This window comes from Nostoc sp. FACHB-892, from assembly GCF_014698795.1.
Classification (GTDB): Bacteria; Cyanobacteriota; Cyanobacteriia; order Cyanobacteriales; family Nostocaceae; genus Nostoc.
In genome coordinates this window covers 109,268-127,259 of sequence record NZ_JACJTR010000013.1, presented here as the reverse complement: position 1 = coordinate 127,259, position 17,992 = coordinate 109,268, and the positions used below count along the sequence as shown (strand labels likewise).

11 protein-coding genes are annotated in these 17,992 nt (G+C 40.7%); 9 read left to right on the top strand and 2 right to left on the bottom strand.

Annotation, left to right across the window (positions count from 1 at the left end):
- Nucleotide 1 precedes the first annotated feature (1 nt).
- The 4 genes from H6G96_RS18710 (at nucleotide 2) to H6G96_RS18695 (ending at nucleotide 9,849) form a co-directional block, all read left to right on the top strand.
- A complete protein-coding gene (locus tag H6G96_RS18710) occupies nucleotides 2-4,750 on the top strand; it encodes a PfaB family protein (protein WP_190912840.1) in 4,749 nt (1,582 codons plus the stop codon).
- 204 nt (nucleotides 4,751-4,954) lie between these two features.
- Nucleotides 4,955-6,631 carry a PfaD family polyunsaturated fatty acid/polyketide biosynthesis protein gene (locus H6G96_RS18705; RefSeq protein ID WP_190912839.1) on the top strand — a complete coding sequence of 559 codons (1,677 nt, stop codon included), beginning with the start codon at nucleotides 4,955-4,957 and terminating at the stop codon, nucleotides 6,629-6,631.
- A 2-nt stretch (nucleotides 6,632-6,633) separates the two neighbouring features.
- On the top strand, nucleotides 6,634-8,148 hold the full coding sequence (locus H6G96_RS18700; RefSeq protein WP_190912838.1) for a thioester reductase domain-containing protein: 1,515 nt from the start codon (nucleotides 6,634-6,636) through the stop codon (nucleotides 8,146-8,148).
- A gap of 897 nt (nucleotides 8,149-9,045) precedes the next feature.
- Nucleotides 9,046-9,849, top strand: a complete 804-nt coding sequence (locus tag H6G96_RS18695) for an SDR family oxidoreductase (protein WP_190912837.1) — start codon at nucleotides 9,046-9,048, stop codon at nucleotides 9,847-9,849.
- A gap of 53 nt (nucleotides 9,850-9,902) precedes the next feature.
- Here the strand turns inward: H6G96_RS18695 and hetI are convergent, their stop codons facing one another.
- Nucleotides 9,903-10,622, bottom strand: a complete 720-nt coding sequence (gene hetI / locus H6G96_RS18690) for a 4'-phosphopantetheinyl transferase HetI (protein ID WP_190912836.1) — start codon at nucleotides 10,620-10,622, stop codon at nucleotides 9,903-9,905.
- A 681-nt stretch (nucleotides 10,623-11,303) separates the two neighbouring features.
- Between hetI and H6G96_RS40780 the strand changes: the two genes are divergently transcribed.
- Nucleotides 11,304-11,444, top strand: a complete 141-nt coding sequence (locus H6G96_RS40780; protein ID WP_199339606.1) for a hypothetical protein — start codon at nucleotides 11,304-11,306, stop codon at nucleotides 11,442-11,444.
- Nucleotides 11,445-11,488: 44 nt separating this feature from the next.
- A complete protein-coding gene (locus tag H6G96_RS18680; protein WP_190912835.1) occupies nucleotides 11,489-11,656 on the top strand; it encodes a hypothetical protein in 168 nt (55 codons plus the stop codon).
- Nucleotides 11,657-11,801: 145 nt separating this feature from the next.
- On the opposite strand, the gene H6G96_RS18675 is transcribed toward H6G96_RS18680, so the two are convergent.
- A complete protein-coding gene (locus H6G96_RS18675; protein WP_190912834.1) occupies nucleotides 11,802-12,866 on the bottom strand; it encodes an alpha/beta fold hydrolase in 1,065 nt (354 codons plus the stop codon).
- A gap of 156 nt (nucleotides 12,867-13,022) precedes the next feature.
- Here H6G96_RS18675 and H6G96_RS18670 point away from each other — a divergent pair, with 156 nt between their 5' ends.
- The 3 genes from H6G96_RS18670 (at nucleotide 13,023) to H6G96_RS18660 (ending at nucleotide 17,992) form a co-directional block, all read left to right on the top strand.
- Nucleotides 13,023-13,766, top strand: a complete 744-nt coding sequence (locus H6G96_RS18670) for a response regulator transcription factor (protein WP_190912833.1) — start codon at nucleotides 13,023-13,025, stop codon at nucleotides 13,764-13,766.
- Between the two features lie 1,027 nt (nucleotides 13,767-14,793).
- Nucleotides 14,794-16,494 carry a SulP family inorganic anion transporter gene (locus H6G96_RS18665; RefSeq protein ID WP_190912832.1) on the top strand — a complete coding sequence of 567 codons (1,701 nt, stop codon included), beginning with the start codon at nucleotides 14,794-14,796 and terminating at the stop codon, nucleotides 16,492-16,494.
- Between the two features lie 82 nt (nucleotides 16,495-16,576).
- Complete coding sequence (locus tag H6G96_RS18660; RefSeq protein WP_190912831.1) at nucleotides 16,577-17,992, top strand: cation:proton antiporter; 1,416 nt, start codon at nucleotides 16,577-16,579, stop codon at nucleotides 17,990-17,992.

Below are 17,992 nucleotides of genomic sequence, written 5' to 3'. Positions count from 1 at the left end.
CGTGGAAAAAATAGCCATCATCGCATTATCATGCCTATTCCCCGATGCAAAGAATCCTGAAGAATACTGGCAAAACATCGTTAATCAAAAAGATTCGACATCCTCTGCAACCGTCGAAGAAATCGGAGTAGATCCGACAATATTTCACAATCCAGTTAAAGGTACACCAGACAAAACCTATTCTCTCAAAGGCGGATACATCCGCAACTTCCAGTTTAATCCATCTGAATACAATCTCCCATTAGAATTTGTTGCTGGTTTAGATAACACCTTCAAATGGTCATTGTATGCTGCTAAACAAGCAATTGAACAAAGTGGTTATTGGGGTAATCAAAATGTTCTGGCAAAATGCGGCGTAATTTTAGGTAATTTGTCATTCCCGACAAAACTATCTAATCAATTATTCTCTCCAATTTACCAGCAAGCTATTAATCCTGCTGTTAGAGAACTTTTGCAGTATGAAGATTTTGATTTAGCTGTCCCAAGCGCAACTAAAGCATCTTTATACAATGCGATGATATCTGGTTTACCAGCATCTATCGTAGCTCAAGCTTTATCTCTATCCCAGATTAATTTATGTCTGGATGCTGCTTGCTCCTCATCATTTTATGCAATTAAATTAGCATCTCATTACTTATGGTCACACAAAGCTGATGTCATGTTAGCTGGAGCCATCAGTTGTGCAGATTCGCTATTTGTGCGGATGTTATTTTCCGGTGTTCAAGGGTATGCAGAAAACGGCATTAGCCGGCCCTTAGATAAATCCTCTAGAGGGCTAATCCCCGCCGATGGTGTTGGGATGGTGATGCTGAAGAGATATTCTGATGCCGTTAGAGATGGCGACAATATTCTCGCTACTATCTGCGGTAATGGACTCTCAAATGATGGCAAAGGTAAACACTTACTCAGTCCAAATCCTAAAGGACAAGTCTTAGCTTTTGAACGAGCCTATAATGAGGCAAAAGTTAGCCCAAAAACCATCGATTATCTAGAGTGTCACGCCACCGGCACATTACTAGGAGATACAACTGAATTCAACTCTATAGAAACATTCTTTGGTCAACATCAAGCTGCACCTCTAGTAGGTTCTGCTAAGGCAAATACTGGTCACTTGCTAACTGCTGCTGGCATGGTTGGCTTGACTAAAGTGATTTTGAGTATGTCTCATGGTGTAATTCCACCAACCATGAATGTTTCTGAACCTTTAATATCAGAAAAAGGTACAATTTCCGCCGACAAAATTGTTAGAACAGCTACGACATGGCCGAATAATAACGCACCAATTAAACGGGCAGCTATTAGCGCTTTTGGTTTCGGTGGTACTAACTCTCATCTGATTTTAGAACAAGGAACTACAGCAGAATCAGTTGAATCAACTCCACCTGTTCCACCTACCAAAGTCGCCATTGTTGGCATGGATGCCTTTTTTGGTAATTGCAATGGTTTAGATGCTTTTGAACGCAGCATTTATGATGGAACACAGCATTTTACTTCTCTACCGCCTCAAAGATGGCACGGTATAGAAAATCAAGAAAGTGTCCTGAAAGAGTACGGTTTAACAAATGGTAAAGCACCAGTAGGGGCATATATCAGGGATTTTGAAATCGATACTTTATCGTGCAAAATCCCACCAAATGAAATCGAGAAGCTAAACCCACAACAATTGTTGCTTCTGAAGGTTAGCGATCGCGCCGTGAAAGATGCGAAACTACAGGAGGGTAGCAATGTGGCTGTAATTGTTGCCGCCGAGACAGAATTCTCTGTGCATCAGCTACAGCAAAGATGGAATTTGTCTTGGCAAGTTAAGGATGGCTTACTCAACCAAGGAATTTCTCTACCTGCCGAACAGCTTTCCCAACTGGAAACCATTGTTAAAGATAGTATTCATCAACCAGTAGAAATCGGCGAATATGTGAGTCACATTGCCAACATCATGGCGAGTCGGATTTCGGCTTTGTGGAATTTTACCGGCCCTGCATTCACCGTCAGCGCTGGCGAAAATTCTGCCCTCAAGGCGTTGGAAGTTGCCCAAATGCTACTCGCTACCGGAGAAGTAGACGCGGTGGTTGTTGGTGCAGTAGATTTAGCAGGTGGTGTGGAAAATGTCTTATTCCGCAGCCAATTTGCACCGATTAATACAGGTGTCAATACGTTGGGTTATGACCAACAAGCTAATGGCTGGACGGTTGGCGAAGGCGCTGGTGCTGTCGTCCTCAAGCGCTACGAAGCTGCTAAAGAAGACAATGAACGCATCTATGCAGTAATTGATGCCATGAGTTTTGCACAAGGTAATTCTACTTTGAGTGACGCTTTGGTAAAACCTGATGCTTCAGCTATCAGCAATGTCTGCAAACAAGCTTTCGAGATGGCGGAGATTCAACCCACAGAAGTTAACTATGTGGAAGTCTTCGGTAGTGGCATTCCCCAAGAGGATGAAGCCGAAATCACAGGTTTACTGCAAGCTTATCCAAAAGTGGGCAATGGTTTGCATTGTGCATTAGGCAGCGTCAAAGCTAATATCGGTCACACCTATACAGCATCGGGAATTGCTAGCTTAATCAAAACCGCTCTCTGTCTTTATTACAGGTATATTCCCGCCACACCAAAATGGTCTGGTGTCAAAACACCGCAAGTATGGGAAGGTAGTCCCTTCTATGTGGCAATGGAATCAAGACCTTGGTTTGTCGATAAAGGCGGCACACGCAGAATAGCAGCAATTAATAGCATGGGTATAGATGGCAGTTACGCCCATTTAATCTTATCGGAGGAACCCAGCCAAGAGGAGCGTGATAATAGATATTTGCAGCAAATGCCTTTTCATCTGTTTCCTATCGCAGTTAGCGATCGCTCCACTATACCCGATATCCTAAACCATCTTCAAAAATCCATTGAAGCTAGTTCTTCTTTATCAGCTACCGCCAGCCAAACATTTGCTACCTTTGAGCAGCAATCTGATGCAAAATACGTCTTATCAATTGCAGGACGTAACACCAAAGAAATACTCAAAGAAATTGAATCTGCTCGTAAAGGTGTAAATAATGCCTTTGAGAACGGCACAGATTGGCAAACACCAATAGGTAGTTATTTCACAGCGAAACCATTGGGTAAAACCGGAGCAGTTGCTTATGTTTACCCCGCAGCAGTCAATTCTTATATCGGCATTGGTCGTACCGTCTTCCGGTTATTTCCTAAAGTCTTCGAGGACTTAAAAAGTAACAATCTCTACAACCGGGCTGCCGATGTTGAAAAGCTGGTTTATCCCAGAAGCTTACCTAAATTGACAACCAGGCAACTAGAAACTCTTGAAAAGCAATTGTTAGATGATTCACTGGCAATGTTTGAAAGTGAAATTGCCTTTGCTAGATACATGACGGCAATTTTCCGAGATGATTTTCAAGTCAAGCCGCAATGCGTTTTTGGGTATAGCCTGGGTGAAACTAGTATGATGGTTGCCCAAGGGGTTTGGAGTGATTTTGAGGGTGGAAGTAATACCTTAAACTCATCACCTTTATTTGGCGATAAATTATCTGGGCCGAAAAATGCTGTGCGTGAATATTGGGGATTAACAGATTCACCAAACAACAATTTTTGGAATACCTATGTTCTCATGGCTACTCCATCGCAAGTTAGGGAATGCCTGAAACATGAAAATCGCGTCTACTTAACTCAAATCAACACACCAGAAGAAGTATTAATTGCTGGTGAAGATGCAGCCTGTAAGCGAGTGATTGAAACGCTAGGTTGCAACGCTTTCCCCGCTCCCTTCGACCATGTGATACATTGTGAGGCGATGCGATCGCAGTTCGAGGAAATCAAGAAGGTAAACAGCTTACCATCACAAAATCTTCCTGGGATTGTGTTTTATTCAGCCGCCGATTATCAACCAGTTGCACTCGAAAGAGATACTATTGCTCACAACATCGCCAAAGGATTGTGCCAAGAACTTGATTTTCCGCAATTAGTTAATCGTGTCTACGATGATGGTGTGAAAATATTCCTAGAAGCAGGCGCAGGTAGCGTTTGTTCACGATGGATTGATAAAATTCTCGGCAGCAAAGAACATATCACAGTTTCTCTGAATCGTAGAGGGATGGATGACCATGCTTCGATGGTCAAAGCATTAGCAAAACTACTCAGCCATCAGGTGAAGGTGGATTTATCACCGTTGTACAACAAAGCCCAAGAAAGTGCTAATTCAAACAAAGTAACATTGAGAACAGTTACGTTGGGTGGGAAAGCGATCGCTGCTACAATTTTGAGCGATGAAAATCGCAAACTTGTTGAAGATTTTGCTGGGGATCTTAGGAGCGATCGCTTCAAAATACAGCATCCAAACATACCTAATCTCCAAAAATCTGAAATCACAGATTTTCTTAACACTTCCAACCACATAACTCAACAAGAAAGTCATTCCCCTAACATCTTGCCTCAGCCAGAAGAAGTAAAACTGAAAAATATCATTGATAACGTTTTTGAAACGAGAGAACAATTACAATCTTCTGAGTCAAGCGCAATTAGACAGCCAATTTCTCTTTCTTCGCCACCTGTCATAACTCGAAAAATTAGTAGCATCATCAGCATGTTCGATTTAAATAAGACTCAGTATCAAAAGCTCAATGCTAATAATTCAAAGATAACTAAAGCACACACTGCTTTCTTACAAGCTAGACAAGATTACAGTCAGCAAATGAGCGAAATCATTCAATTGCAACTAGCTTGCGCCCAAAACTTGCTTAACGACGAATCTTAATATCTCATACCAATTCTCTCTAAACTTTCTCTTCCTTTGCGCCCTTCGCGTACTTTGCGGTTCGTTTAAAAATTATTACGTGCATCTCCCAGAGAATTGGTATTACTCTCTTACTCTGTGCCCTCTGCGCCTCTGCGGTTCATTAACAGAGCCTACACCCTTCAACTTTATTATCCATTGCTTGTAATCCGAGGGATAACTGCCGTGACAACCGTAGATACGGTACTAAGTAAACACGATAATGGCCTTAATTTCTCTTCCTGGTCTTATAACAAAAACCAGGTTTGGAAAGGTTCTTTAGAAACTGTATCTTTCGAGAAACAAACCATCAAAGATAAATTGATGGTATTAGATAAACCCTGCTACATCGTGAAAGTTGCCGGAAAAATCGGTGTCACTAATGAGGGGTATTTATCCCCTGGTGATAATGGCACAACAGCACAAGTAGAACTGCTAACATTTGCAGCCCCAATCCGCATTCAACAATTTGGAGATCCCACTTTTCTCTCTTCTTATGGAGTGAAATATGCCTACGTTACCGGCGCAATGGCTGGCGGAATTGCTTCTGAAGAAATGGTCATTGCACTCGGAAAAGAGCAAATTTTGAGTTCCTTTGGTGCAGGTGGTTTAACTCCAGAACGTTTGGAAGCAGCCATAAATCGCATTCAAGAAGCTTTACCTCAAGGGCCTTATGCATTTAATTTAATTCACAGTCCTAATGAACCTGCGATTGAACGCCGGGCTGTGGATTTATACCTTAAATACCAAGTGAGAACAGTAGAAGCATCTGCATTTCTCGACTTGACGCCCAACATTGTTTATTACCGTGTTGCTGGATTGGGATTGAATAGCGCCAATCAAATTGAAATCAAAAATAAAATCATTGCCAAAATTTCTCGCCGAGAAGTTGCGACTAAATTTCTGCAACCAGCACCAGCCAGAATAGTCAAAGAACTCCTTGAGCAAGGATTGATTACTGAGTTACAAGCAACTCTTGCAGCCAAAGTTCCGATGGCTGATGATATTACCGTCGAAGCTGATTCTGGAGGTCATACAGATAACCGTCCCTTAGTTTGTGTGTTACCTTCTATTATTGCCTTACGGGATGAAATTCAAGCAAAATATCATTACCAAACACCCATTAGAATTGGCGTTGCAGGGGGAATTGGGACACCACAATCAGCATTAGCAGCCTTTATGATGGGCGCTGCTTATGTAATGACCGGTTCCATTAATCAATCATGTGTTGAATCTGGGGCTTGTGAACATACCAAAAAGTTACTAGCCCAAGCTGAAATGGCTGATATGATTATGGCCCCAGCAGCAGATATGTTTGAAATGGGAGTCAAATTGCAAGTTCTCAAACGGGGTACAATGTTCCCCATGCGAGCGCAGAAATTATTTGAACTCTACCGCGCTTATGATTCCATTGAAGAGATTCCTTTAGCAGAAAGAGAGAAATTAGAAAAACAAGTTTTTCGCAAAACTATTGCCGAAGTATGGGAAGGAACTGCGGCTTATTTATCCCAAAAGAACCCTGAGAAACTTGGGAAAGCAGTTAATAATCCTAAACTAAAAATGGCGTTGATTTTTCGCTGGTATTTAGGATTATCTTCTCGTTGGTCTAGTTCTGGGGAAAAAGGTAGAGAAGTCGATTATCAAATTTGGTGTGGCCCGGCAATGGGCGGTTTCAATGACTGGGTACGTGGTTCTTATCTGTCTGAACCAAATAATCGTGGTGTAGTTGATGTAGCTAATCAAATTATGACTGGTGCAGCCTTTTTGTACCGTGTCCAAAATTTGAAAATTCAAGGACTGCAAGCTTCCGATTATTACAGTCAGTATCACCCTGTTCGTTCTACATCATTGTTGGAGATTTAAAAATGACTATAAAACAGTCTTTCACAGCAGACGATATTCAAATATTTTTGGTATCTAACTTAGCTAAATTGCTAGGAGTAGCAACTGATGAAATAGATGTCAAAGAACATTTAGAAAACTATGGCTTGGATTCAGCCCAAGCAATGATTTTAGTAAGTAACTTAGAGAAGTTACTAGGATTTCAACCATCTCCATTGCTACTGTGGCATTATCCAAATATTGAAGCTCTTTCACAGCGTTTAGCTGAAGAAGTGCAAGAAGGTTCACCAGTTCAAGATACAAAGGTAACACCCTCTAATGCCAACGCTGCACCCTCAATTCTAGATTTAGGAGCTGAGGCTGTTCTTGACCCCACAATCCATCCCGGTGCTGCATCTAATGTGCTTGTAGGTGAACCCAAGAATATCTTTTTAACTGGAGGAACAGGCTTTTTAGGAGCTTTTCTCATCCGGGAATTGCTACAAGAAACCAATGCGGATATCTATTGTTTAGTGCGTGCTGCTAATGCCGAAGAAGGCAAAAGCAAACTCCAAAAGAATCTGGAACAGTATGCAATTTGGCAGGAAGAATTTAACTCCAGAATTATTCCGATTGTCGGCGATTTATCTTTGCCGTTGTTAGGTGTTGGCTCTGAACAGTTTCAAACTTTAGCTACCAATATTGATACTATATATCATAGTGGTGCTTTGTTAAATTATGTTTTTCCCTACTCAGCACTGAAAGCAGCCAATGTTTTAGGTACTCAAGAAGTTTTGAGATTAGCTTGTCAAGTTAAAGTCAAGCCTGTACATTACGTTTCTAGTGTTGCTGTTTTTGAATCAACTGCTTATGCTGGCAAGGTTGTTAAAGAACAGGATGAATTCAATCATTGGGAGGGTATTTATCTTGGTTACTCTCAAACTAAATGGGTAGCTGAAAAGTTAGTTAAAATTGCTCGTGACCGTGGGCTTCCTGTAACTATCCACAGACCACCACTGATTTCAGGTGATAGTAAAACAGGCATTTGTAACACACATGACTTTATCAACTTGATGACCAAGGGCTGTCTACAAATGGGATATTTCCCTGATGTAGATTATATGTTGGATATGTCACCTGTGGACTATGTAAGTAAAGCCATTGTTTATCTATCACGCCAAAAAGAATCTATAGGTAAAGCATTCAATTTACAACATCCCCAACCTGTTTCTTTGAAAATATTAGTTGAGTGGATACGCTCTTTTGGTTATTCAGTTGAAATGATTCCTTATGAAAAATGGCAATCTGAGTTAATCAATAATGTGACTTCTGCGGACAACCCTTTGTACACTCTGCGACCATTTTTACTGGAACGGTGGTCTGATGAGCAACTGACTATTCCTGATTTGTATTTACAAGCTAGAAGACCCCATATTAGCTGCCAAGATACTCTTCATGCATTGGCAGGTAGTTCTATTGCTTGCCCTCCAATCGATTCTCAATTGTTTATGACTTATACCGCCTACTTAATTCAAAGTGGTTTCTTAAATCTCACTTAGTAATTCACAGCTACCATAGGATGTCTGAAAAGTGTTTAGCTGTGATTTTAGATACTTATTGATCCCTCCTTAAAAAATAGGGCTGTTTCATTGCATTTCAAACAAGATTTGTCAAGATGGTTAGCGAGGAAATCGTAAGTAAGCGTGACGATGAGATAAACATTTAATCACTGAAATATCAGTAAAATAGTTTATTTTCTCGCCACATTGGTAACAAGATAACCAATTTTTAATTGCTAGAACCCTTGATTTTTAAAGCTCTTTAGGGGATGAAACAGCCCTTAAAAAGGGGGTAAAAAGAAAGAAACTCAAAATCCCCCTTAAAAAGGGGGATTTAGGAGGATCTTTAAGCATTAGTAACGTAACTAACGTAACGTAGCATTCCGGATATTTTCACTACGTTACAGAAGCCCTAACACACTAGAAAACAATTTTGTTTAGTTTATGTTCTTTAGGACTCAGTACTACTGAACAGCCAATATTTAAGATGCCAGCCAACAACTCATACACCAACAGCGGCAATATAATTGCCCTGTTGGTGTATGCTCAATCATGTAGATTTTTAGTATTCATCTCTTGACAAAAGCAATCGAGTATAGAATGGTTAGTATCGGGCATAAAACTTTAATTTTACCCGCTTGCTTTTGTAATTAATCAAAAACCAGCCCTAGCAGTCTGAAATAACCGAACTTGTCTAATGCCCAACTACTTCGATGCATAAGTCCTAAATTTACGTTTGGACTGCTACATCTATCCAACACATCATACAAGCATTTGAAAGGGTAATAAATCAAGACATTTCTTGTCGGTTCAGATATTACGCGTACTTAATTGTAGAACGAGAACCACTGTAAATGCAATACAGCTTCATCAAGTTGAATTCACCAATATTCTTACATGAACACAACACATCAAGGTCAGAGCAAACAAACTGCTCTTATTACTGGGGCAGCTGGTGGAATTGGCTACGAATTAGCGTGTATTTTTGCTGCTCATGATTACAATCTGGTCTTAGTAGACAGAAACGGGTTAAAGCTAGTAGAAATTGCAGCTAAATTCCAACAAAAATTTGGGAATTTTGTCAAAACTATCGTTAAGGATTTATCTATATCAACATCTCCTGAAGAAATTTTCACAGAGTTGCAACTCGCCGATATTAATGTTGATGTGCTAGTAAATAATGCTGGATTTGGTATCTATGGATTATTTCACGAAACAGACCTAGCTACTGAATTGGAAATGCTACAGGTAAATTTGGTGTGTCTCACCCATTTAACTAAGCTATTTGTGAAGCACATGGTAAAGCAAGGTGAAGGTAAAATATTAAATGTTTCCTCGGCTGCTGCTTTTCAACCAGGGCCTTTGATGGCGGTTTATTTTGCTACTAAAGCTTATATCTTATCTTTTTCAGAAGCGATCGCTAATGAATTAGAAGGTACAGGTGTCACTGTGACGGTTCTTTGCCCAGGTTCAACAGAATCTGGCTTTCATGAAAGAACCGGAATGGCTGACTCTAAGTTGCTCAAGGGTAAAAGGATGATGGATGCACAAACAGTAGCCGAAATTGGTTTTCACGGCTTAATGAAGGGCAAAACCATTGTCATTCCTGGTTTTATGAATAAACTATTGGCAAAAAGCGTCAGATTTGTACCTAGGAAGCTGGTGACAAGAATTGTGAGAAATATGCAGGAAGATAAGTAAGCAGGGGAAGCAGGGGAAGAATAATTAACTTAATTAATGACTAATGGCTAGGATTAATACTGCCAGCACTTCAAATCCCAGCCACAATTTGCTACAGCAACAGCAGCAACATAATTGTTAGCAGGTACTAGTTCAAAAAGACTCCAGTCTTCAGTTATCTGTAACTTGGCTGGTTCTGTAGGGGTTAGCGACACTTCAATTTGCTCTAACTGAGCTAGTCCGTCTCCAGTTGCTTTTAAATAAGCTTCCTTACAAGTCCAGTAACGGAAAAATACTTCTTGCTGTTGGTTGGGAGATAGCGATCGCAACATTTCATATTCTCTCGGTAAAAAGAACCGTTTGGCAAGAGCTTCTAAATCAGACATTGGGCGAATATATTCTAGGTCTACACCAATTTCCCTAGTACAATTCACCGCACACAAACCCAACCCTTGGGAATGAGACAAGTTAAACGCTAGTCCACTATCGGCAAATGTATCTGTTAATACTGGTTTGCCACGGTGTTGATAATTAAACTGCACTTGTAAGGGCTGGATATCCAAATAGCGGCCTAATATAGTTCGGAGAATACCGCGGCCAGCGATGAAACGCTGCCGATGTTCCTGAAAATAGAACCGTTCAGCACGAGCCATTTCATCACTGGAAAGAGCTGCTGCTAAATTTTGCAGTTGTGGTTCTGGTTGGTCAAGGTCTATGCGCCAGACATGAATCTCATCCGGTAGCAAAGTTAAATCTTTTGGTGCAGGTAGCCAAATATCATTAGAAGCGGTCATTGAGTCAAAAAGTCAAGGGAGTTTTACTCTACTAGTTTGTTTAATTACGACAATTATTATGGGTGGATATGGTTTGACGGTTTAGTGTTACTATACTATGCGCCAGACCAACGCGAGGTCACAGCTTTGAACAACAAAGAAGATTTTGTAAACTTTACAATAACTCCCTTTATTGAATAAGCAGAAGAATTACATCAAATTAGGGCAATGCTTTCTAATTTGACGGATGGCATTTCAAATATTAACTTAATTACCTAGCAAAGTAGCTGCGCCTGTTTTTCGTAATATGAATCTGCCAGAAGAGTTGTTAAATGTTAAGCCGGGCTGTAAACATAACTACAAGCAACTGTGATTGCTTTCCCTAGCTCATATGTTTATTTATTAATCTATATATACACATATACGTGCCATTATTATTACTTTAGATGTACGATTATTAACTTAAGTTTACATCCTGTGAAAGAGAATATATTAAAACCTTTGGTAGACAAGAGGAAATTTTATTTTGGCTACAACATTAGCTATACAGTTTTACCCAAGGAATTACGAGGAATGTCTGCAAGTGTTTTACCAGTACCTAAGCTTTGTAAAGGTCAGATAGTAAGTTTTATGGGTGGAGAAGGCATCATCAAAAACTGCTGATTTGAGTCAGGTAGCTGGGAATATTTGGTAGAGATGCCTATGGGGCCAGAGCCAGAAATGGGTCGGTTTGGTTATGAAACAATGATTTGGCTATCTGAAGTAGATATCTCTTCAGTGGGAACTAATTTTTCTGACAAATTGTTAAATCTGAAACAAAAAAATCTTGCCAAAGCTTGTTAAAAATCTATTAGAACTACTTTTTTGCAAAACATAGTGAGTAATGAATGATTATTAATTTGGAGTACCTTGCCTTCTTTGTGCTGCTACTGACAGCGCTGCTATTAGCAATTAAGGAAATGAGCGTTGCTTTAGATGAAGTAGATGTTGAACGCTTTACTCTCTGGACAGGTGTTGCTTCTGTTATTGCTGGTTTACCAATAATATTGTGGTAATTTCTCAGGCAATGCCATCCTCTGTATTGCAATATTTTATTTAGACAAGTAGTGAAAACAAGCTAATCTGTTGACTTTTTTAGGCTTCCAAACAATACGACTGCATCCGTCGAGTATTTTCGCAACTTGAATATTGTTTCGCCTACTACCCTATTCGCTTTTCCTCCAACCATTGTAAAACCCGATTCCATGCCCACCAAGGATCAGAATCTTGTACTTGGCGTTGGCAGTTTTTACTGCTCAAATAGCCAACATGACCGCCGTACTGAGTGAGTAATAAATCTATTGCGGAATTGCGATCGCAGGCTTCTTCTAATTCCGGTATGATAGCTGGGTCAAAAAGTGGGTCATCAGCAGCATACAAAATCAAAGTCGGTTTTGAGATTTGCGGCAATATTTGTAAAGCACTACTCGCTTGGTAATATGCTTCCACAGAAGGAAAACCCAGCCGATTAATCACCAGTTCATTATCAAAACCCCAAATACTGTTCGCCCGTTCAATCGCTGCTGGGTCAATACTTCCCGGATGAGCATCATGAATTCGCCATGCCAGTTTTTTTAAATTCTGGGCAATCCCCGCTTCCAAATATCTGCCGAAGGGTTTTGTAACTAGATAAGATAGCGATCGCTCCGAATCCAAACTAGGACAAATCACCATACCACCGCCAATATCGCTATTTTCTAGTCCTAAATCTTCATACTCCCCAATCACCTCACCAGCCACCTTCACCGCCCATAGCGCCAATTGTCCTCCTAAAGAATACCCTGTAAACCAAAATTTACCGGGACATCCCATTGCCTTAGCTGCGGCGGCGATGCGAACAAAATCTTCCCCCTCATACAAACCATCAGAAGTTAGAGTCGGCGACAATTCGGCCGTTTTGCCGTGGGCCCGCCAATCAAATAACACCACAGCATATCCTTGAGCGTAGGCTTTACGTCCTAGCACCCTCAAAAACCATTCCGTCTCTAACTCTCCAGTAATGCCATAAGTGCCGATAATCGTGCTGTGAGCATTTTCCGGGATGGCAACCAAGCCAAATATTGGCACACCTTGGCCACCAATGAAGATTTTTTCGTGATAAGACGGTTCTGGTAATAAAGTAGTACTTTCCCAGTAACGTTTTCCCCACAAAGCGGTGTATACAGTCATGATCACACCGTTTTGTAAAAACCAAGACGGATTGTAGGGGGGAGTATAACACATCATAGACTATAAGATTTCGTGTAGTTGAGTCTTGATTTCACAGTCATTTAATCTTAATATTTATGTAAGATTTAAAACCTTTTTCATCATTGATTCAAAAATCTTTGTATCTATCAAAGGTTGTTATTTATCCTTAATAAGTAGTAATAATTTTTAAGAATGCCGAGGATTCTTGTCATAGACGATGACCCAGCGATTTCAGAACTAGTTGCCGTCAACTTAGAAATGGCTGGCTACGATGTTAGTCAGGCTGAAGACGGCATCAAAGGTCAAGCGCTGGCCCTCCAGCTTCAACCAGACTTGATCATGCTCGATTTAATGTTGCCTAGAGTAGATGGGTTTACCGTTTGCCAACGCCTGCGCCGCGACGAGCGCACCTCTGAGATTCCTGTGTTAATGTTGACGGCTTTGAGCCAAACTCAGGACAAGGTGGAAGGCTTCAATGCTGGCGCAGATGACTACCTCACCAAACCTTTTGAAGTTGAAGAACTGCTGGCACGGGTGCGGGCACTTTTGCGACGTACTGACCGCATTCCCCAAGCAGCAAAGCATAGTGAAATTCTTAACTATGGCTCACTCACCCTCGTTCCCGAAAGATTTGAGGCAATATGGTTCAATGAGACGGTGAAATTGACTCACTTAGAATTTGAGTTACTTCACTGCTTATTACAACGCCACGGTCAAACAGTTTCTCCTAGCGAAATCCTCAGAGAAGTTTGGGGCTACGATCCTGATGACGACATTGAAACCATTCGAGTGCATATTCGCCACTTGAGAACCAAGCTAGAACCAGATCCTCGCCATCCCCGCTATATTAAGACAGTATATGGTGCTGGATATTGTCTTGAGTTACCCGGTATACCTCCAGCAAGTGAGGGAGTGTCCACAACACTGGTTGAATGAAATCACGCTAAATTTCCTTAAACTTTGCCATGATTTAGGCAAGAACTCTCAGAAACTCTTGTTCCTTACCGCTTAGTTAAGGTTATTGGCGGAACTTACTACTGTGTAGAGATGTTGTAATGCAACGTCTCTACAAAGCTGATCCACAGGGAAATTATTTTAAGGGTTTTAATAGGGTCTATCAAAACTGCGATATTTGCACCAGTTTTGATACTCTTTATACCGTTATGCTAATGATTCTCAAGAAGTCGACGAATGAACTTTCAATAAACGGTTCTGGCAAAAACACTCTACACATTCAAACCAACTATTCAACTATTCTTTGAGCCTTACTCCCCAACGCTCGCTCTTAAAAGGTTGGTGGTTAGGTCTGTATTTCACGCAATTGAGAATCGCTATATTGAGAGTGCTTAGGGACTTCCAAATAAAAAATATACCATCGCTATAGAGGCAGGGGCAGGGGGAGGGAAAGTCGTAGTGAAGTCCAAAAATTGGATAATTTATTTTTTGGAGTTCCCTTAAAAGTGCAAATCAACGTATCCCCATACCTGAAGTCATTTGCTCTATGTTTGATTTTTTAGTCAAAAAACTTTTGCAATAATAATTAATATAAACTTTACATATTGTATTAATTAGTGCAATTAAAGATTAGTCAACAAGCATAGCCTTTTATCTATGAAAGTAATTTAATATTTATTTAATATTGAGGGTTGTGAATCAACAACATTGACATATACAGCTGTAAACTATTCTTCATCCGATTAAATTTGGCAATCAATAAAACTTGCAATTTCTGTAAGTTTTTTCAGTCCAATTTTTGAACCATCTTTGGCCTAAGCCTTTTCTAGTGGAAATTCGTATTCAGCGACTGACCAGGTAGAAGGGTACTATAGCCTGCTGCTTTGCAAAGCATTAAACTTTTCTTTGCCTAATTTTCATGGCAATAAAACATGAAACTTACTCAAAGTAGCTGGCGATTTTTACAACTCAAAATTTATTTTGCTGTTTTTGTAACCAAAACCCCAGTATGTCATTAACTAATACGATCCATTTTAGAAACTTACGAGGGGATATATTCGGTGGTGTAACTGCTGCGATCGTTTCGTTACCTCTAGCGTTGGCATTCGGTGTTGCTTCCGGTGCTGGGCCTGTAGCTGGCCTTTATGGTGCAGTTTGTGTCGGCTTTTTCGCGGCCTTATTTGGTGGGACACCAACCCTCATTTCTGAGCCAACTGGGCCAATGACCGTAGTCATGACTGCGATTGTCGGTTCTATGACCGCAGCTAACCCCGAAAACGGCTTGGCAATGGCATTTACCGTAGTCATGCTAGCGGGAATATTTCAAATCTTTTTTGGGATATTTAAGTTGGGTAAATACATTACCCTCATGCCTTACAGCGTGATTTCTGGCTTTATGTCTGGGATTGGGGTAATCCTGATTATTTTGCAGATTGCTCCTTTTGTCGGACAGCCAAATCCTAAAGGTGGCGTACTGGGGATGGTGCAAAATCTGCCTCAGTTATTAACTCAGATTAATCCTGCCGAAACAGCTTTGGGCTTGCTAACGCTGGCAATTATTTTCTTCATGCCATCCAAAATCAAGCGCATTGTTCCCCCGCAACTCGTCGCCTTAATTGTCGGAACTATAGTTTCTCTAACCATCTTCGGCGGTGTAGATATTAGACGAATCGGTGAAATTCCCATAGGACTGCCCACATTACAAATCCCTACCTTTACTGCATCCCAAATCACAGTGATGATTGTTGATGGAGCAATGTTGGGGATGTTGGGTTGTATTGATACTTTATTGACAGCAGTAATTGCAGATAGTTTGACTCGTACTGAACACAAATCTGACAAAGAATTGATTGGTCAAGGTATTGGTAATCTAGTATCTGGTTTGTGTGGTGGGCTACCTGGTGCTGGTGCAACGATGGGAACAGTAGTCAATATCCAAACTGGTGCTAGTACAGCTGTATCTGGTTTAACTCGCGCGTTAATTTTGTTAATTGTAGTTTTGTGGGCTGCGCGTGTCACTCAACCTATCCCAATGGCGGTATTGGCTGGTATTGCTCTGAAAGTGGGGATTGACATTCTTGACTGGAGCTTCCTAAAACGCGCTCATAAGGTGTCCCTGAAAGGCACAATCATCATGTACGGTGTATTATTCTTAACCGTATTTGTTGACTTAATTGTTGCTGTTGGCGTGGGAGTGTTCATTGCTAATATCTTAACTATCAATCGCCTGTCAGAATTACAAGCTCAGGAAGTGAAGACAATTAGCGATACTGATGATGCAATTGTCTTGAATGACGAAGAGAAAAAATGGCTTGATCTCGGCAATGGACGTATCCTGCTATTTTACCTGAGTGGGCCAATGATTTTTGGAGTTTCCAAAGCGATCGCTCGTGAACATTCAGCAATGGCAGACTCTGATGTGTTGATTATGGATTTGACCGATGTACCAATGTTGGGTGTGACTGCTTCTTTGGCAATTGAAAACGCTATCAAAGATGCTAGTGAACAAGGTCGTCATGTGTTAGTTGTTGGTGCAACTAGCAAAGTCAAAAAGCGTTTAGACAAGTTTGGCATTTCCAGGTTTGTACCAGAGCATTATATGTTTGTAGATCGTGTAGATGCACTTAAACAAGCCGTTGCTTTAGTTAATCCTTATGCAAGTTCTGCTAATACTTCTGGCGTTAGTAACTACACTGACACCTATTCGTAATTTGTAATTCGTAATTGTATTATGAATTACGAATTACATTTTTTAATTGGCTCCAAAATGAATCAGAAACACAAGCAAAAACATGATTTTTTCAGAACCAATAGTTAATTCATTTACCGGGTTAAATTTCCTCACCGCAGGTTTACAGTCTCCTTTACTAGCAACAACTAACGAGGCAGAATATGCTCCTATTGTGCTGACTGGAGTATTGCTAAGTTTAGTAGTAATTTATCTGGCTAGTAAAATTGGTGGCGAATTATTTAGAATGATGGACTTGCCCCCTGTATTAGGAGAATTAGTTGGTGGGGTGCTTGTGGGTGCTTCTGCTCTCCATTTGGTAGTGTTTCCTGACAGTGGAGCAGCTGGTAGCGACTCCATTATCATGACTATCCTGCAATTCATTAACAACCTCAGTCCTGATGCAGTCACATCAATCTTTCAAAGCCAGAGCGAAGTTGTTTCTGTGCTTGCCGAACTAGGTGTGATAATTCTGTTATTTGAAATTGGTCTAGAATCAGACTTAAAAGAATTACAGAAAGTTGGTTATCAAGCAACAATTGTTGCTTGTGTTGGGGTAGCTGTTCCTTTTGCAGCTGGTACGGCAGGATTAATATTATTGTTTCATGCGCCAGTAATTCCAGCGATTTTTGCAGGTGCAGCGCTCACTGCTACGAGTATTGGGATTACCTCAAAAGTTTTGTCAGAAATTGGGCAGTTAAAATCTCGTGAAGGTCAAATTATTGTCGGTGCAGCTGTAATTGATGACATTTTAGGCATCATTGTATTGGCAGTAGTTGCGAGTCTTGCCAAAACTGGTGAGGTTGATATTTTCAACGTCATTTATTTGATTGTCAGCGCTACAGTTTTTCTCATAGGCTCAATTCTCCTCGGTAAATATTTCAATCAGAGTTTTGTTGCCATTGCTAATAAATTGCAAACGCGAGGCAACTTAATTATCCCAGCATTTATTTTTGCCTTCTTCATGGCTTTTCTGGGTAGTGCCATCCATTTAGAAGCTATCTTAGGCGCATTTGCGGCTGGCTTAGTTTTGGATGAAACCGATAAACGCAAAGAGCTAGATGAGCAAGTTAAACCGATTGCTGATATCCTAGTACCAGTTTTCTTTGTGACAGTTGGCGCGAAAGTTGATTTAAGCGTTCTTAATCCTTTAGTTCCAGGAAATCGAGAAGGATTAATTATTGCTACCTTCTTAATTGCGATCGCAATTATCGGTAAAGTTGTCACAGGCTGGTCGGTTTTTGGTCAACCTGGAATTAATCGGTTAGCGGTTGGTGTGGGGATGATTCCCCGTGGCGAAGTTGGGTTAGTGTTTGCCGCCATTGGTGCAGCTAGTGGTACCCTTGATAAACCATTGCAAGCTGCGATCGTTATTATGGTGATTCTGACAACCTTCTTAGCACCGCCTTTATTGCGGTTTGCATTCAAACAATCACCAGAAGAAAAAGAAGCTTTAAAGGAAGCTAATTTAATCGGCTAG